This is a genomic window from Lelliottia sp. 489 (assembly GCF_050435885.1).
Lineage (GTDB): Bacteria > Pseudomonadota > Gammaproteobacteria > Enterobacterales > Enterobacteriaceae > Enterobacter > Enterobacter nimipressuralis.
Genome location: NZ_JBNDLC010000006.1, coordinates 62,350 through 77,826, shown reverse-complemented (window position 1 = coordinate 77,826; position 15,477 = coordinate 62,350). Strand labels below are relative to the sequence as shown.

Below are 15,477 nucleotides of genomic sequence, written 5' to 3'. Positions count from 1 at the left end.
GGGTGCTGACCGATCCCCGTTTTACGACTGACGTCGAGCTGACCGTCCCTTTCCACGACGTGGATATGATGGGCGTGGTCTGGCACGGTAACTATTTCCGCTACTTTGAGATCGCCCGCGAGGCGCTACTCAACCAGTTTAATTATGGCTATCGGCAGATGAAGGAATCCGGCTACGTCTGGCCGGTGGTCGATACGCGGGTGAAGTACCGCGATGCGGTGAAATTCGAACAGCGCATCCGCGTCCGGGCGCACATCGAAGAGTTTGAAAACCGTCTGCGTATCGCCTACCAGATTTTCGACGCCGAAACCGGAAAGCGAACCACCACCGGGTACACCATCCAGGTGGCCGTGGAAGAGAGCAGCCAGGAGTTGTGTTTCGTCAGCCCGGCAATTTTGTTTGAACGAATGGGAGTTACGCCATGAAATGGTTGCCATTGCTGGCGCTGCTGGTCAGCCCGCTGGTCAGCGCGGTTACGCTCGATGAACTGCAGCAACGCTTTACCGAGCAGCCCGTAGTGCGCGCGCATTTCGAGCAGACCCGCACCATCAAAGACCTGCCGCAGCCGTTGCGCTCGCAGGGCGAAATGCTGATCGCCCGCGACGACGGTCTGCTGTGGGATCAGAAAGCCCCGTTCCCGATGACCCTGCTGCTGGACGACAAACGCATGGTGCAGGCGATCAACGGCCAGCCGCCGCAGACGATCACCGCCGAGAACAACCCGCAGATGTTCCAGTTTAACCATCTGCTGCGCGCCCTGTTCCAGGCCGATCGCCACGTGCTGGAAGAGAACTTCCGCATAGATTTTAAGGATCTCGGCGCGGGCCGCTGGTCGCTGGTGCTCACGCCCATCACCACGCCGCTGGACAAGATTTTCGCCACTATGAATCTGGGTGGCGCGACCTATCTCGAGTCGATCCAGCTCAACGACAAGCAGGGCGACCGCACGGATATCGTCCTTTCCCGCCATCAACTGACGCCCGCCAGCCTGACTCATGACGAACGCCAACGCTTTGCCGCACCGTAACACCCGGCACCCGGCGCTGCTCTGGGGTGTGGTATGCCTGGTTCTGTTGGGCGTCCTGCTGTCGCTGCTGCCCGGCGCGCGACTCAACAGCAGCGTGCTGGCGATGCTGCCCAAGCAGACGCTCGGGGCGATCCCGCCTGCGCTCAACGACGGATTTATGCAGCGTCTGGACCGTCAGCTGGTGTGGCTGGTCAGCCCCGGCAAAACGCCGGACCCGCGCGTGGCTCAACGGTGGTTAACCCTGCTGCAAAAATCGGACGCCCTCAGCCAGGTCAAAGGCCCGATGGATGCCAACAGCCAAAAAGCCTGGGGCGAATTTTTCTGGCAGCACCGTAACGGCCTGCTCGACAGCGCCACCCGCGCCCGCCTGCAAAACGGCGGTGAGGCCCAGGCCCAGTGGATCTTATCTCAGCTGTACTCGGCCTTCTCCGGCGTCAGCGGCAAAGAGCTGCAAAACGACCCGCTGATGCTGATGCGCGGTTCGCAGCTGGCGCTGGCGCAAAACAGCCAAAAACTGCGGCTGATGGACGGCTGGCTGGTGACCCAGGACGCCGCCGGAAACAACTGGTATCTGCTCCACGGCGAGCTGGCGGGGGAGTCGTTCGATATGCAGCAAACGCACCATCTGGTGACAACGCTGCAGGGTCTGGAAAGTGAGCTGAAAACGGCTTTCCCGCAGGCTCAGCTGTTATCGCGCGGCACCGTGTTTTACAGCGACTACGCCAGCCAGCAGGCAAAACAGGATATTTCGACTCTCGGCGTCGCCACCCTTCTGGGGGTGATTTTGCTGATTGTGGCGGTGTTCCGCTCCCTGCGCCCGCTGCTGTTATGCCTGATTTCCATCGGCATCGGCGCGCTGGCCGGAACCGTCGCCACGCTGACAATCTTTGGCGAATTGCATCTGATGACGCTGGTGATGAGCATGAGCATCATCGGGATTTCAGCGGATTACACGCTTTATTACCTGACCGAACGGATGGTCCACGGCGCGCAGGATTCGCCGTGGCAAAGCCTGGCGAAAGTGCGTAACGCCCTGCTGCTGGCCCTGCTGACCACCGTGGCGGCTTACTTCATCATGATGCTCGCCCCGTTCCCTGGCATTCGTCAGATGGCGGTGTTTGCCGCCGTGGGGCTGAGCGCCTCCTGCCTGACAGTGATTTTCTGGCATCCATGGCTGTGCCGTGGGCTGCCTGTTCGCCCGGTGCCAGCGATGGTGCTGATGCTGCGCTGGCTGGCCGCCTGGCGGCGCAACAAGGCTCTCTCCGTCGGGCTGCCGGTCATGCTGGCCGTGGTCTCCGTGGTCGGGATCGCCAGCCTGCGGGTGGATGACGATATCGCCCAGCTCCAGGCGCTCCCGAAAGCGATTCTGGCGCAGGAAAAAACCATTACCGCCCTCACCGGGCAGAGCGTCGATCAGAAATGGTTTGTGGTCTACGGTGATTCCGCCCAGCAAACGCTGGAGCGGCTGGAAGCCTTCACCCCTGCCCTGTCGCAGGTGCAAAAAGCCGGTGAAATAAAAGCGTTCCGCCCCCTTCCCCTGAACTCGCTGACGCGACAGAAAAGCGATTTGGCCTTGCTGCACAAGGCCGCGCCGGCAGTGACGAAAGTCTTACATGGCGCGGGGCTGACGAGCGTATCACCCGATCTGAACGCCATGCGCGTGACCACAGACGCCTGGCTCGCCAGCCCGGCGAGTGAAGGCTGGCGTCTGCTGTGGCTGACGCTGCCCGACGGTCACAGCGGCGTGCTGGTGCCGGTCGACGGCGTGAAAAACAGCGCGGCGCTGAGTCAACTGGCGGCAGCGCATCCGGGTGTGGCGTGGGTGGATCGCAAAGCGAGCTTCGACAGCCTGTTTTCCCTGTACCGCAACGTACTGACGGGCCTGCTGTTGGTCGCGCTGGCGGTGATCGCCTGCGGAGCGATGGTGCGTCTCGGCTGGCGCAAGGGGCTGATAAGCCTGGTGCCATCCGTGCTGTCGCTGGGCTGTGGTCTGGCAGCGCTGGCGGCAACCGGCCATCCGGTGAATCTGTTTTCGCTGCTGGCCCTCGTGCTGGTGCTGGGGATTGGCATTAACTACACCCTGTTCTTCAGCAATCCGCGCGGTACACCGCTTACTTCCATGCTGGCGATTACGCTGGCGATGATGACCACGTTACTGACCCTCGGCATGTTGGTCTTTAGCGCCACGCAGGCGATCAGCAGCTTCGGCATTGTGCTGGTCAGCGGTATTTTCACCGCCTTCCTGCTGGCTCCGCTGGCGATGCCAGCTATAAGAGAGAGAAAACGATGATGATCCCGTTTGGTCACGCGCTCGCCCTGATGGCGACTCTGCTGCTGGCAGGCTGTAGCCACTCTACGCAAAACAGTGACGGCACGCGCCCGCAGGCCTGGCTGCAGCCGGGCACCAAAGTGACGCTGCCTGCGCCGGGGATTTCTCCGGCGGTCAGTTCTCAGCAGTTGCTGACCGGCAGCTTCAACGGCCAGACGCAATCGCTGCTGGTGATGCTCAACGCCGACGCGGATAAAATCACGCTGGCCGGGCTGTCGTCGGTAGGGATCCGCCTGTTTCTCGCCACCTATGACAAGACAGGTATTCACACCGAGCAGTCGATTATCGTGCCGCAACTACCGCCCGCCAGTCAGGTACTGGCCGACGTGATGCTCAGCCACTGGCCGATCGGCGCCTGGCTGCCGCAGCTGCCGAAGGGCTGGACGCTTGCGGATAAGGGCGATCGCCGCGAGCTGCGCAACGCCAGCGGCACGCTGGTGACCGAGATTGTCTATCTGCAGCGCAAAGGCAAACGCGAGCCGATCAGCATCCAACAGCACGTCTTTAACTACCACATCACCATTCAATATCTGGGTGACTAAGATGATCTATATTTCTGCCGTGGGCATGGTGAATGCGCTGGGTAATTCGGCCAACGAGATCGCCGAAAACCTGGCGCGTGGCGTCGCACCGGGCATGCACAGCCGCACAGGCTGGCTTCAGGGCGGTGAGGAGATCGTGCTCGGCGGCGTCGAGGGCGAACTGCCGCCGATTCCGGACCACGCCGCCGCTCACCGCACGCGCAATAATCAGCTGCTGCTGGCTGCCCTGGCGCAGATCCAGCGCGCCGTTGACGAGGCGATTGCCCGTTTCGGCCATGACCGCGTGGCCGTGGTGCTCGGCACCAGCACCTCGGGGCTGGATGAGGGCGATGAGCATGTGCGTCGGTCCCTGAACGGCGAAGCGAGCACGCGCTGGCAGTACCCGCAGCAGGAGCTGGGCGATCCGTCGCGCTTTCTCGCCAACTGGCTGAAGCTCGAAGGCCCGGCGTTTACGCTCTCTACAGCCTGTTCCTCAAGTGCGCGCGCAATCATCAGCGGCCGCCGTCTGATTGACGCGGGGCTGGCGGATATCGCCATCGTTGGTGGTGCGGATACACTGAGCCGGATGCCGGTCAACGGATTCCACAGCCTCGAATCCCTCTCCACCACATTGTGCGAGCCGTTTGGCCGCGACCGTCGCGGGATCACCATCGGCGAAGGCGCAGCGCTGATGATTCTGACCCGCGAACCGCAGCCCGTCGCGCTGCTGGGCACCGGCGAATCAAGCGATGCCTACCACATCTCCGCCCCCCATCCGCAGGGCGAAGGGGCGATTCGCGCCATCACCCAGGCGCTTAACGAAGCGGGCCAGAAGCCGGATGAGATTGGCTATATCAACCTGCACGGCACGGCGACGCCGCTGAACGACCAGATTGAGTCGCAGGTGGTACATGACCTCTTCGGCGAGGCGGTTCCGTGCAGTTCAACCAAACATTTGACCGGCCACACGCTGGGCGCGGCGGGGATTACGGAAGCCGCACTCAGCTGGCTGCTCCTGACCCGCGATCTGCCGCTGCCGGCGCAGGATTTTACCCGCTATGCACCCGATCCGAGCCTGCCGCCCTGCGGCGTGCTGCATCAGCCCGTCGCGCTGGAAAAACCGGTGATTTTGTCTAATTCGTTCGCGTTTGGCGGCAACAACGCCAGCATTTTGCTGGGGAGAGTGTCATGAGTTATTTATCACCCGTGGACTATTTACCCCACGATGCACCGATGCTGCTGCTGGAAACGGTGGAAAACGTCACGGAAGAGAGCGCCGCGTGTGGCGTGCGTGTCAGCCCTCAGAGCGTGCTGGCGCCCTTTCTCACTGCCGATGGCGATCTGCCCGGCTGGTATGCCCTTGAGCTGATGGCGCAGACCGTCGGCGTCTGGTCCGGCTGGCATCGCCACCAGCAGGGGCAAAGCAGTATCGCGCTGGGTATGGTGCTGGGCGCGCGTGAGCTGGTGTGCGCCGAAGGGCGCTTCCCGGCGGGTTCCGCGCTGACAATCAGTGTGAAGCTGCTGATGCAGGACGAACGTTTTGGCAGCTTCGAATGCACCATTGCCGCAGACGGCACCACGCTGGCAACAGGCCGTGTCAATACCTTCCAGCCGAGCGCGGAAGAGTTAACTTCGCTTTTTAATCAGGAATCATCCACATGAATCGTTCCGTTCTGGTCACCGGAGCCAGCAAAGGCATCGGACGCGCTATCGCCCGACAACTCGCCGCTGACGGGTTTATCGTGGGCGTGCATTATCACCGCGACGCCGAGGGCGCGCAGCAGACGCTGGAGTCTATCCAGCAGGCAGGCGGCCAGGGCCGTTTACTCTCTTTTGACGTCGGCAATCGCGAGCAGTGCCGCGAGGTGCTGGAGCAGGAGATCGAGACCCACGGCGCGTGGTATGGCGTGGTCAGCAACGCCGGTATCACCCGCGACGGCGCGTTCCCGGCCCTTAGCGAGGATGACTGGGACAGCGTGATCCACACCAATCTCGACAGTTTTTACAACGTCATTCACCCGTGCATCATGCCGATGATTGGCCTGCGCAAAGGCGGGCGAATTATCACGCTCTCCTCCGTATCAGGCGTGATGGGCAACCGTGGACAGGTGAACTACAGCGCGGCAAAAGCCGGAATCATCGGCGCCACCAAAGCGCTGGCGATTGAGCTGGCGAAGCGCAAAATCACCGTCAACTGTATTGCACCAGGGTTGATTGACACCGGAATGATCGAAATGGAAGAGACCGCCCTGAAAGAGGCGATGTCCATTATCCCAATGAAACGTATGGGGCAGGCTGACGAAGTGGCTGGCCTGGCCAGTTACCTGATGTCAGACATTGCGGGCTATGTGACCCGCCAGGTCATTTCCATTAATGGAGGAATGCTATGACACGTCGTGTGGTCATTACAGGCATGGGCGGCGTCACCGCCTTTGGAGAGGACTGGCAGTCGGTTTCGGCGGGACTTCTTGCCGGTGAAAATGCGGTGCGCAAAATGCCCGAATGGCAGGTCTATGACGGGCTGCACACTCTGCTTGGCGCACCGATTGATAATTTCACCCTGCCGGAGCACTACACCCGCAAACGCATCCGCGCGATGGGGCGTGTGTCGCTGATGTCGACGCGCGCCACCGAAAAAGCGCTGGAGCAGGCCGGGCTGATTGGCGAAGCGGTACTGACTAACGGCGAAACCGGGATCGCTTACGGCTCGTCCACCGGCAGTACCGGCCCGGTAAGCGAATTCGCCACCATGCTGACGGAAAAGCATACCAACAACATCACCGGCACGACCTATGTGCAGATGATGCCGCACACCACGGCGGTCAACACCGGTCTGTTCTTCGGCCTGCGCGGGCGCGTGATTCCGACCTCCAGCGCCTGCACTTCCGGCAGCCAGGCGATTGGCTACGCGTGGGAAGCCATTCGCCACGGTTATCAGACGGTGATGGTCGCGGGCGGCGCGGAAGAGCTTTGCCCGTCAGAAGCGGCGGTGTTTGATACCCTGTTTGCCACCAGCCAGCGCAACGACGCGCCGAAAACCACCCCGTCACCGTTCGATAAACAGCGCGACGGTCTGGTGATTGGCGAAGGCGCAGGCACGCTGATTCTGGAAGAGCTGGAGCACGCCAAAGCGCGCGGCGCGACCATCTACGGGGAGATCGTCGGCTTCGCCACCAACTGCGACGCCGCCCACATCACCCAGCCGCAGCGTGAAACCATGCAAATTTGCATGGAAAAGTCGCTGAAAATGGCGGGACTGAGCGCGATGGATATGGGTTACATCTCCGCCCACGGTACGGCGACGGATCGCGGTGATATGGCTGAAAGCCTGGCGACGGCGGCGATCTATGGCGATAACGTGCCGATTTCGTCGTTAAAGAGCTATTTCGGTCATACGCTCGGCGCCTGCGGCGCGCTGGAGGCGTGGATGAGCCTGCAAATGATGCGCGAAGGCTGGTTCGCCCCGACCCTCAATTTAAGACAACCGGATGAGCAATGCGGTGCTTTAGATTATATTATGGGGGAAGCCCGCCGGATTGATTGTGAATATCTGCAAAGCAATAACTTCGCATTTGGCGGCATCAATACTTCGATCATCATCAAACGCTGGGCGTGACTATGTACCAGTTTGTACTGGGAAAAATTTCCACTCTTAACGCTGATCCTTATGCATCAGCGCTGGCAGACAGGGCGCCCGAAGGTGCCCGACGCGCCCGCTGGTTAGCGGGCCGGACGCTGCTCACCCGCGCGTTGTCGCCCGCCCCGTTGCCGGAAATCGTCTTTGGCGAACAGGGAAAACCGGCGTTTGTGGGCGATCGTCCTCTGTGGTTTAACCTGAGCCACAGCGGCGATGATATTGCCCTGCTGCTGAGCGATGAAGGCGAAGTGGGGTGCGATATCGAAGTGATTCGCCCGCGTGATAACTGGCAGGCGCTGGCCAACGCCGTGTTCAGTGTGGCCGAACATCATGAGCTGGAGCGCGAAACGCCCGAGGAAAAACTGCAGGCATTCTGGCGCATCTGGACGCGCAAAGAAGCGATCGTTAAACAACGCGGCGGCAGCGCCTGGCAGATCGTCAGCATCGACAGCGCGGCAAAGCAGCCGCACTCCGTGAGTCAGCTTCAGTTTGGGTCCCTGAGTCTGGCGGTCTGTACACCAACGCCTTTTACGCTGACACCTGAATCTATTTCGCCTTTTGCACCGCTGGCCAAAAAATAACCAATACCCCTGCGATAATCAGCCCAACACCCGCCAGCCCGGCCCAGGAGAACGAGTCATTCCAGCCGGGTAGCGCGATAGCGGCAATCCACACCAGAATGTAGCTCAGGCTGAGCAGCGCATAAGCCTTGCTTAGCGCCATGCGGTGCAGCGCCAGATACCAACAGCCCATCGACGCGACATAACCGCTTAAGCCCAGCAGCAACATGCCGCTGCCGGGGGCAAAGTGCTGCAATGCCCTAAGCAATGCGATCGGCTCAGCGACCGGCGGCAAAGCCATCATCGCCGAGCGCAGCAGGAGTTGCGCCCCGCTCACCAGCACGACGCTGCACAGCGCCCAGAATGCCCCCTTCACAGGCTACCTCCCAGCAGCACAATGCCGGCCATGATCAGCCCCACGCCCATCCAGTGATGAAACGCGATCTTCTCGCGCCAGAACGCTTTCGCTGCCAGCGTCACCCAGACAAAATTCAGGCTCAGCATTGGGTAGGCAATCCCTACCGGCAAACGCTGGAGCACCATCAGCCACAGCACCATGCCGACGCCCAGCGCCAGCAGCGCCAGGCCGAGCCAGAAGACGATATGCCTCCCTCGCCCGCCGTCTTTTGCCGGGCGCGTGGCCTGTTTCTGGCAGAGTTGGCCCGCACAGCTCAGCAGGCTTGCCAGTCCCAGCCAGATCCAGACCGTCATTGCGGGAGATACTGCAGGTAAGCCAGACGTCCCTGAATATAGAGACTGTCCGGTTTCGGCAGATCGGCGCGCGCGAGGTCATCGTTTTTCGACAGCAGAATCACCAGCGAAATTTTCCCCTGCGCGCGATGTTCCGCCAGCCAGCGACGGAAATCATCTTTGCCCACGTAGCGTCCTTGCACGTCAGGATAATCCAGGCCGTATTTCAGCTCGCCACTCTGACCAAACATGATGATATCGCTGCGTTTCAGGTCCCACGCCAGCCCGGAGGCAATGCCGACGTTGTTCGCCAGCACAAAGCGGCTCTCCGTTAATGGTTGTCGCACGGTCTCCACCAGCGACTGCGGCTGTTTGGAGTCCACCACCCGATTCGGCACCACAAACCCGAGCAACAGTCCCAGCCCCAGCGGACAGAGCGCCGCCAGCCACCAGCGCTGCTGCGCCCGGCGTAATGTCCACAAACCGACCAGCGCCCAGACCAGAAACGCCACTACCGCGCAGAAGACTTTGTACAGCTCGACGGAAGTCCAGACCGGATGTCTGGTCGGTCCCCACGGCGAAACGATCAGCGCCGCGACGACGCCCAGCACGCCAAACGCCAGGTTGATGATCGCGTTGACACGCAGGACCTTGACCCCGCTTCCGACAAGCGACCAGGCATAGCGCGCCATCAGCATCGCCAGCGGCGCGAAGCACGGCAGAATGTAGGTCGGCAGTTTGCCTTTCGCGATGCTGAAAAACAGCAGCGGCATCACCACCCAGCCTAACAAGTAGAACCCACCGCGCGCCTCTTTCACATCACGCCAGCCGAGGCGCAATGCGCCAGGCAACAGCGCCAGCCACGGTAAGCTCCCGGCCATCAGGAACGGCAGGTAGTACCAGAACGGGGCTTTATGTTGGGCGTCGCTGCTGGCGAAACGCTGGACATGCTCGACCCAGAAAAAGTAGCGCCAGAAATCCGGCTCGCGTTGGGCAATCGCCAGCGCCCACGGCAGGACGATCGCTACGCAACTCAGAACTGCCAGCCAACCGTACAACAGCACCTCTTTCCAGCGTTTCTGCACGATGACCCACGGCAGCACGGCGACAACCGGCACCGCCAGCGCCAGAAAACCTTTGGTCATCACCCCCATGCCGCAGGCCAGCCCCAGGAGCAGGTAACCGCCGATTTTGCCTGCGCGGGTATTCGCTTGCGCCGCCATCCAGAAGCTGCACATCGCGGCGACCAGCCAAAGGGTGATCATCGGGTCCAGCACCGCGTACGAGCCTACGCCGTAGACCAGCAGCAGAGTCAGGAAAATCACACCCGAGGTCAGCGCCACGCGTTTATCGCGCCAGATCCGCCAGGCCAGCCAGATAACCAGAAGCGCGGTCAGCCCCGTAGAGAAGATCGCCCCGGCGCGCACGGCAAAGTTCGAATCGCCAAACAGCATCTGACCGAGACTGTTTATCCAGTACCCGGCAATCGGTTTTTCAAAATAACGCAGCCCAAGGAAATGCGGCACCACCCAGTTTCCAGTGGCCAGCATTTCACGGCTGATCTCCGCATAGCGCGTCTCATCCGGCTGCCAGAGCAGACGAATATCGACGGGCAGAAGATAGTAAAGCGCAAACAGAACGAAAAGAGCGACACTAAAACGCGCAGATTTCATGGCGCTGGGCTCACGGTTTGTTGATAACCAAGCCAGCCTTCGCGGCCAGCCAATTCATCACGGACGATTTTCCCGACGGGCAAGGTGCTGAGATCGTCGGGTAACATCTCGCTTAACGGGCAAAACTGAATGCCTTCCTGGGCGGCCAGTTGCAGCAGCGCGGCGAAATCCTGCTGATACGCAATCCCTTCCACTTCGGCGTGAATGGTATAGACCGGCGTGCCGGTATCACGATGGATGCAGTCGAGAATAAAACGGTTAAAATTCTCCGCCGTGACTTCCCGCCCGACCACTTCATCCCAGGTCGGAAGCGTCACCGGGATTTGCACGGTGCCGAGCCGGGTCTCGCCGAGCTGCGGTAAAAACGGCCCACTGCCCCGGCAGTCGCTGTTATAGCGAAATGAAAACGGCTCTTTGGCTCGCACCACACGCTGATCTGCGCGCCAGCCCGCCACCGCAGAGCAGTGAACCGGCTGGCCGAGGATCGCTTCCAGCTCCATCAGACCACGCTCCACTTCGCGGGTCAGACGGGGAATTTTCCACACGCCACTCCAGGCCTGCCAGGCGTGATGATCCCAGGCGTGTAACCCTACCTCATGGCTCAGGGCAGCGGCGCGGATCACCTCTTCGTTACCCGCACCAATGCGCTTGCCAGGCCAGGCGGTGCCCGCCAGCAGGATATCCCAGCCGTAGAGGGAAGCCGCGCGTGAACGCAGCATTTTCATCAGAAAGGTCGGTTTAAACAGGCGCCACAGATGACGCCCCATGTTGTCAGGCCCGACGCTGAAGAAAAAGCTGGCGCGCACCTGGTGCTCGCTCAGCAGTTCCAGCAGTCGTGGCACACCGTCGCGGGTGCCACGAAAGGTATCGACATCAATGCGTAAACCGACTTTTTTCATGATGCCTGTTCCGACAGCTCCACGGTGCGCAGGAAGAAATCGAGGGTTTCGTCGATGGTCTGAACCATATCCACCGTCGGCGTCCAGTTCAGGCAGCGCTTCGCATTGCGGATGCTCGGCTTACGGTGCTCAACGTCCTGATACCCTTTGCCATAATAGCTGCTGCTTTCCACTTCGCTGAAACCAGCGAACGGCGGGAAGCGGTCGCGCAGCGGGTGGCGTTCGAAGCTTGCAAGCAGCATTTCGGCCAGTTCGCGGATGCTCGCTTCGTTCTCCGGGTTGCCGATATTGATAATTTCCCCATCGCAGAGTCCGTCTTTGTTCTCGATGATGCGGAACAGCGCTTCGATGCCGTCGCTGATATCGGTGAAGCAACGTTTCTGTTTGCCGCCTTCAATAAGCTTAATCGGCGAACCTTCCACCAGATTAAGGATCAGCTGGGTGATGGCGCGAGAGCTGCCAATGCGTGCCGCGTTCAGGTTATCGAGGCGCGGCCCCATCCAGTTAAACGGACGGAACAGGGTGAAGCGCAGATTCTCTTTTTCGCCATAGGCCCAGATCACACGGTCCAGCAGCTGTTTTGAGACGGAGTAAATCCAGCGCTGTTTGTTGATCGGCCCCACCACCAGGTTCGAGGTATCTTCGTCGAACACGCTATCGGTGCACATGCCGTACACTTCCGAGGTGGACGGGAAGATGATGCGCTTGTTGTACTTCACGCAGTCGCGGATGATCTTCAGGTTCTCTTCAAAATCGAGTTCAAAGACACGCAGCGGATTACGGGTATATTCGATTGGCGTAGCGATGGCCACCAGCGGCAGCACCACGTCGCATTTCTTGATGTGGTATTCGATCCACTCGGAGTGAATGCTGATATCCCCTTCCACGAAATGGAAGCGCGGACAGTCGAGGAAACGGCTGATCGCATCCGAGCCAATATCGAGACCATAGATTTCGTAGTTGTCGTCTTTCAGCAGACGTTCGGTCAGATGGTTACCGATAAAACCGTTCACGCCGAGGATCAGCACGCGGGTACGACGCTTCACGGCAACATACGGCGCGCTGGTCACCAGTGCGCCATTCACCAGCCCTAAGGACTGCGCCAGCTGTGTGCCCGGCATATATACGCCGTTTTCCGTCTGTCCGGTGACAATCTCCAGCGCCTGTTCACCGCAGGCGATAATCAGCGGGGAAGCCGAAATGACCGTCCCCGGTCTGGCTGCCGGAATGTCCGCGCGCACGCGGGATTTCCAGACGATAAATTTACTCGCCCCCACATAAGCCACGGCACCCGGCCACGGGTCAGTCACCGCGCGCACCAGGTTGTGCAGCTGTGCTGCCGGTCTGGTCCAGTCGAGACGCCCGTCTTCCGGGGTACGACGGCCATAACAGGTGGCTTCACTGTGATTCTGTTCGGTCTCTTTGAGAATGCCCTGACGCAGCGCAGGCAGTGCATCATTCAACAGCGTCTGTGCCGCCCTACAAAGTTTATGATGCAGGGTCAGCGCCGTATCATCCGCTTCAATGCTCACGCGCTGCTGGGCGGCAATCGCCCCGGCATCCGCGCGCTTCACCATGCGGTGCAGCGTCACGCCCGTTTCCGTTTCGCCGTTCACCAGCACCCAGTTCAGCGGCGCACGACCGCGATATTTTGGCAGCAGGGAACCGTGCAGATTGTATGCCCCGACGGTCGCGGCGCTGAGGATCTCATCGCACAGCAGGTTGCGGTAGTAGAAAGAGAAAATCACATCAGGCGCGAGCTTCTGAATACGGTCCACCCACAGCGGATGGTTTACGTCATCGGGAGCATACACCGGGATTTCGCGTTCAGCGGCGATACGTGCCACAGAGCTAAAGAAGTGGTTCTCGCCTGCGGTATCCGGGTGAGTGAAAATCGCGGCGATGTCATAACCCGCTTCCAGAAGGGCTAATGTCCCCGTACATCCCATATCGTGATAGGCAAAAACAACGGCTTTCATGGGTGATTTCCTTCCTGAGAGGAGGTGTGTTCCTGACGAACAACACGTTGAATAAAGTAGCGCGGACGTGCGCGGACATCGTTATAGATTCGGCCGATGTACTCACCGAGTAACCCCATGCCGACAAACTGCGCGCCGATAAACATGAACAGTACGGCGAAGAGCATAAAGACCCCTTCCGCGGCCCACTGCGGCCCATAGGCCAGACGCAGCACAACCAGCAGAACGGAGAGCGCAAAGCCCATCAGCGCAATGATGCTGCCGAAGACGCTGAGCAGACGCAGCGGCGTGGTGGTCAGGCAGGTGATCAGGTCGTACATCAGATTGATCAGGCGCATGAAGCTGTATTTGGATTCCCCGTGCTCGCGCTCGGCGTGCAGCACAGGGATCTCCGTGGCTTTGCGCGCAAAGGTATTGGCGAGAATCGGAATGAACGTGCTGCGCTCGTGGCAGTGCAGCATTGCATCGACAATGTGGCGACGATAGGCGCGAAGCATGCAGCCGTAATCGCCCATCGCTTTGCCCGTGGTGCGCTGGATCAGGCGGTTGATGGTGCGTGAGGCCAGCTTGCGGAATACGCTGTCCTGGCGATTCTGGCGCACAGTCCCGACTACGTCATAACCTTCGTCGGCGGTCGCCACCAGACGCGGGATCTCCTCCGGTGGGTTCTGCAGATCGGCGTCGAGGGTGATGATCAGATCGCCCGTCACATGGCTGAAACCGGCCATGATCGCCGAATGTTGCCCGTAGTTGCGGTTCAGTAGCACCGCGACGATAGGGCTGCCGTCAGCCTGTGCGGCGTCGGTGAGCATCATCGCGGAGTCGTCACTGCTGCCGTCATCGACCAGCAGGATTTCATACTCCTTGCCCAGGGTGTCGCAGGCGGCTGTGGTCCGGCGAATCAGCTCCGGCAGACTCTCCTGCTCGTTATAAACCGGGATCACCACCGAGACTTTTTTTACAGGCGGTGTGCTAAACATGTCCATGTCCTGCAAGCTGATGGAGCGCGGCAATGACGCGGGTTGTGTCGTCATGAGTCATATCCGGGAAAAGAGGGAGTGAACAGATACGCGCGCTGTTCCATTCAGTGTTCGGTAAGGACACATCCGGGAAGCGCTCGCGGTAGTATTTTTGCGTGTGGGCGGCGCGAAAATGGAGACCAGTGCCAATGCCCTGAGCTTTCAGGGCTTCCATCAGCGCGTCGCGGGTAATGCCGCATTGGGCTTCGTCCACGCGAATGATGAACAGATGCCAGGCGTGCAGGTGTGGCCAGGCGGGTACGCTCAGGGGCATGAACGGCGTGTCGGCAAGTTCCAGCAAATAGCGGCTGGCGATCTCCGTGCGACGGTGGTTGGCATTGCCCAGTTTACCGAGCTGCACCAGGGCCAGCGCGGCGTTGATATCCGCGAGGTTGTATTTAAACCCCGGAGAGATCACTTCCGCCTGCGGCGCGCGGCCAAGCGTCTGACGGTCGAACGCATCGACGCCAAGACCGTGAAATTTAAGGCTGCGAATGCGCTGCGCCAGCTGTTCGTCATCCGTCACCACTAACCCGCCTTCTGCGCAGGTCATATTTTTGATGGCGTGGAAGGAGAAGATCGCCGTCCCCTGCCAGCCGACGTGATGGCCTTTGTAGTAAGTTCCGGCGGCGTGGGCGGCATCTTCGATCACCGGAATCCCGTAGCGCTCGCCAAGGGTGTGGATGGCGTCAATGTCCGCCGGGGCGCCGGCATAATGCACCGGGATAATGGCTTTGGTGCGCGGCGTGATGGCTGCTTCGATCGCATCTGGCGTGACCATCAGGTTATCGCGATCGACGTCGATCATCACCGGCGTGGCGCCCAACAGCACGATCATATTCAGCGTCGACACCCAGGTCATGGACGGGGTGATCACTTCATCGCCGGGACCAATACCCAGCGCCATCAGCGTGACGTGCATTCCGCCCGTGGCTGAGCTAACGGCAATCGCGTGACGGTTTCCTGTCAGGGTGCAAAATACCTCTTCCAGCGCCTGGTTTTTTGGCCCGGTGGTGATCCAGCCTGACGCCAGAACATCCTGCAGGGCTGCTATTTCTTCCGCACCCATCGACGGGCGTGAAAAAGGCAGAAAATCACTCATTATTAATTTCCTTGCGGTATTAAAGGCATCATCAACTGACT

The 15,477-nt window shown here is 60.3% G+C and carries 16 protein-coding genes; 9 read left to right on the top strand and 7 right to left on the bottom strand.

Annotated features, from left to right (window positions below):
- Positions 1-2: 2 nt before the first annotated feature.
- Genes ABIE11_RS17430 through acpT form a run of 9 tightly spaced genes read left to right on the top strand, consistent with a single transcriptional unit; the run spans position 3 to position 8,095 of the window.
- A complete protein-coding gene (locus ABIE11_RS17430) occupies positions 3-425 on the top strand; it encodes an acyl-CoA thioesterase (RefSeq protein WP_100778532.1) in 423 nt (140 codons plus the stop codon).
- Positions 422-1,027 (top strand): LolA family protein, encoded by a 606-nt coding sequence (locus tag ABIE11_RS17425; RefSeq protein ID WP_107702683.1) that lies wholly within the window; start codon positions 422-424, stop codon positions 1,025-1,027. Before ABIE11_RS17430 ends, ABIE11_RS17425 begins: the two co-directional genes overlap by 4 nt.
- Entirely contained in the window at positions 996-3,317 is a 2,322-nt protein-coding gene (locus tag ABIE11_RS17420) for an MMPL family transporter (protein WP_429184977.1), read from the top strand. The genes ABIE11_RS17425 and ABIE11_RS17420 overlap by 32 nt, the downstream gene beginning before the upstream one ends.
- Positions 3,314-3,898, top strand: a complete 585-nt coding sequence (locus ABIE11_RS17415; RefSeq protein ID WP_429184976.1) for a DUF3261 domain-containing protein — start codon at positions 3,314-3,316, stop codon at positions 3,896-3,898. Before ABIE11_RS17420 ends, ABIE11_RS17415 begins: the two co-directional genes overlap by 4 nt.
- A gap of 1 nt (position 3,899) precedes the next feature.
- Positions 3,900-5,069 carry a beta-ketoacyl-[acyl-carrier-protein] synthase family protein gene (locus ABIE11_RS17410; RefSeq protein ID WP_429184974.1) on the top strand — a complete coding sequence of 390 codons (1,170 nt, stop codon included), beginning with the start codon at positions 3,900-3,902 and terminating at the stop codon, positions 5,067-5,069.
- Complete coding sequence (locus tag ABIE11_RS17405) at positions 5,066-5,539, top strand: 3-hydroxy-fatty acyl-ACP dehydratase (protein WP_102105294.1); 474 nt, start codon at positions 5,066-5,068, stop codon at positions 5,537-5,539. Before ABIE11_RS17410 ends, ABIE11_RS17405 begins: the two co-directional genes overlap by 4 nt.
- Positions 5,536-6,267 (top strand): 3-ketoacyl-ACP reductase FabG2, encoded by a 732-nt coding sequence (locus ABIE11_RS17400; protein ID WP_102105293.1) that lies wholly within the window; start codon positions 5,536-5,538, stop codon positions 6,265-6,267. Before ABIE11_RS17405 ends, ABIE11_RS17400 begins: the two co-directional genes overlap by 4 nt.
- Positions 6,264-7,493 (top strand): beta-ketoacyl-ACP synthase, encoded by a 1,230-nt coding sequence (locus ABIE11_RS17395; RefSeq protein WP_429184972.1) that lies wholly within the window; start codon positions 6,264-6,266, stop codon positions 7,491-7,493. Before ABIE11_RS17400 ends, ABIE11_RS17395 begins: the two co-directional genes overlap by 4 nt.
- Before the next feature lie 2 nt (positions 7,494-7,495).
- Positions 7,496-8,095, top strand: coding sequence for a 4'-phosphopantetheinyl transferase AcpT (acpT, locus tag ABIE11_RS17390; RefSeq protein ID WP_429184971.1), 600 nt, complete (start codon positions 7,496-7,498; stop codon positions 8,093-8,095).
- Here acpT and arnF read toward each other — a convergent pair.
- The 7 genes from arnF to arnB are packed head-to-tail and all read right to left on the bottom strand — an operon-like array spanning position 8,061 to position 15,436.
- A complete protein-coding gene (arnF, locus tag ABIE11_RS17385) occupies positions 8,061-8,450 on the bottom strand; it encodes a 4-amino-4-deoxy-L-arabinose-phosphoundecaprenol flippase subunit ArnF (RefSeq protein WP_429184970.1) in 390 nt (129 codons plus the stop codon). The two genes, acpT and arnF, sit on opposite strands and share 35 nt — an antisense overlap.
- Positions 8,447-8,785: a 4-amino-4-deoxy-L-arabinose-phosphoundecaprenol flippase subunit ArnE gene (gene arnE / locus ABIE11_RS17380; RefSeq protein WP_429184969.1), complete on the bottom strand. Its 339-nt coding sequence runs from the start codon at positions 8,783-8,785 to the stop codon at positions 8,447-8,449. Before arnE ends, arnF begins: the two co-directional genes overlap by 4 nt.
- The gene (gene arnT / locus ABIE11_RS17375) at positions 8,782-10,437 is read right to left on the bottom strand and encodes a lipid IV(A) 4-amino-4-deoxy-L-arabinosyltransferase (RefSeq protein ID WP_429184968.1); all 1,656 of its coding nucleotides are present in this window, start codon (positions 10,435-10,437) and stop codon (positions 8,782-8,784) included. The genes arnE and arnT overlap by 4 nt, the downstream gene beginning before the upstream one ends.
- Positions 10,434-11,336: a 4-deoxy-4-formamido-L-arabinose-phosphoundecaprenol deformylase gene (gene arnD, locus ABIE11_RS17370; RefSeq protein WP_123429822.1), complete on the bottom strand. Its 903-nt coding sequence runs from the start codon at positions 11,334-11,336 to the stop codon at positions 10,434-10,436. Before arnD ends, arnT begins: the two co-directional genes overlap by 4 nt.
- Positions 11,333-13,315, bottom strand: a complete 1,983-nt coding sequence (arnA, locus tag ABIE11_RS17365) for a bifunctional UDP-4-amino-4-deoxy-L-arabinose formyltransferase/UDP-glucuronic acid oxidase ArnA (protein ID WP_107702672.1) — start codon at positions 13,313-13,315, stop codon at positions 11,333-11,335. The genes arnD and arnA overlap by 4 nt, the downstream gene beginning before the upstream one ends.
- Entirely contained in the window at positions 13,312-14,295 is a 984-nt protein-coding gene (gene arnC, locus ABIE11_RS17360) for an undecaprenyl-phosphate 4-deoxy-4-formamido-L-arabinose transferase (RefSeq protein WP_100778518.1), read from the bottom strand. Before arnC ends, arnA begins: the two co-directional genes overlap by 4 nt.
- Positions 14,288-15,436: a UDP-4-amino-4-deoxy-L-arabinose aminotransferase gene (gene arnB / locus ABIE11_RS17355; protein ID WP_181826983.1), complete on the bottom strand. Its 1,149-nt coding sequence runs from the start codon at positions 15,434-15,436 to the stop codon at positions 14,288-14,290. Before arnB ends, arnC begins: the two co-directional genes overlap by 8 nt.
- Positions 15,437-15,477 lie beyond the last annotated feature (41 nt).

Bases quoted from the DNA above. Each gene is read 5' to 3' on its own strand.
- ABIE11_RS17425 (WP_107702683.1), top strand. From the start codon at position 422: ATGAAATGGTTGCCATTGCTGGCGCTGCTGGTCAGCCCGCTGGTCAGC.
- ABIE11_RS17420 (WP_429184977.1), top strand. From the start codon at position 996: ATGACGAACGCCAACGCTTTGCCGCACCGTAACACCCGGCACCCGGCG.
- ABIE11_RS17415 (WP_429184976.1), top strand. From the start codon at position 3,314: ATGATGATCCCGTTTGGTCACGCGCTCGCCCTGATGGCGACTCTGCTG.
- ABIE11_RS17410 (WP_429184974.1), top strand. From the start codon at position 3,900: ATGATCTATATTTCTGCCGTGGGCATGGTGAATGCGCTGGGTAATTCG.
- ABIE11_RS17405 (WP_102105294.1), top strand. From the start codon at position 5,066: ATGAGTTATTTATCACCCGTGGACTATTTACCCCACGATGCACCGATG.
- ABIE11_RS17400 (WP_102105293.1), top strand. From the start codon at position 5,536: ATGAATCGTTCCGTTCTGGTCACCGGAGCCAGCAAAGGCATCGGACGC.
- ABIE11_RS17395 (WP_429184972.1), top strand. From the start codon at position 6,264: ATGACACGTCGTGTGGTCATTACAGGCATGGGCGGCGTCACCGCCTTT.
- acpT (WP_429184971.1), top strand. From the start codon at position 7,496: ATGTACCAGTTTGTACTGGGAAAAATTTCCACTCTTAACGCTGATCCT.
- arnE (WP_429184969.1), bottom strand. From the start codon at position 8,785: ATGACGGTCTGGATCTGGCTGGGACTGGCAAGCCTGCTGAGCTGTGCG.
- arnT (WP_429184968.1), bottom strand. From the start codon at position 10,437: ATGAAATCTGCGCGTTTTAGTGTCGCTCTTTTCGTTCTGTTTGCGCTT.
- arnD (WP_123429822.1), bottom strand. From the start codon at position 11,336: ATGAAAAAAGTCGGTTTACGCATTGATGTCGATACCTTTCGTGGCACC.
- arnA (WP_107702672.1), bottom strand. From the start codon at position 13,315: ATGAAAGCCGTTGTTTTTGCCTATCACGATATGGGATGTACGGGGACA.
- arnC (WP_100778518.1), bottom strand. From the start codon at position 14,295: ATGTTTAGCACACCGCCTGTAAAAAAAGTCTCGGTGGTGATCCCGGTT.
- arnB (WP_181826983.1), bottom strand. From the start codon at position 15,436: ATGAGTGATTTTCTGCCTTTTTCACGCCCGTCGATGGGTGCGGAAGAA.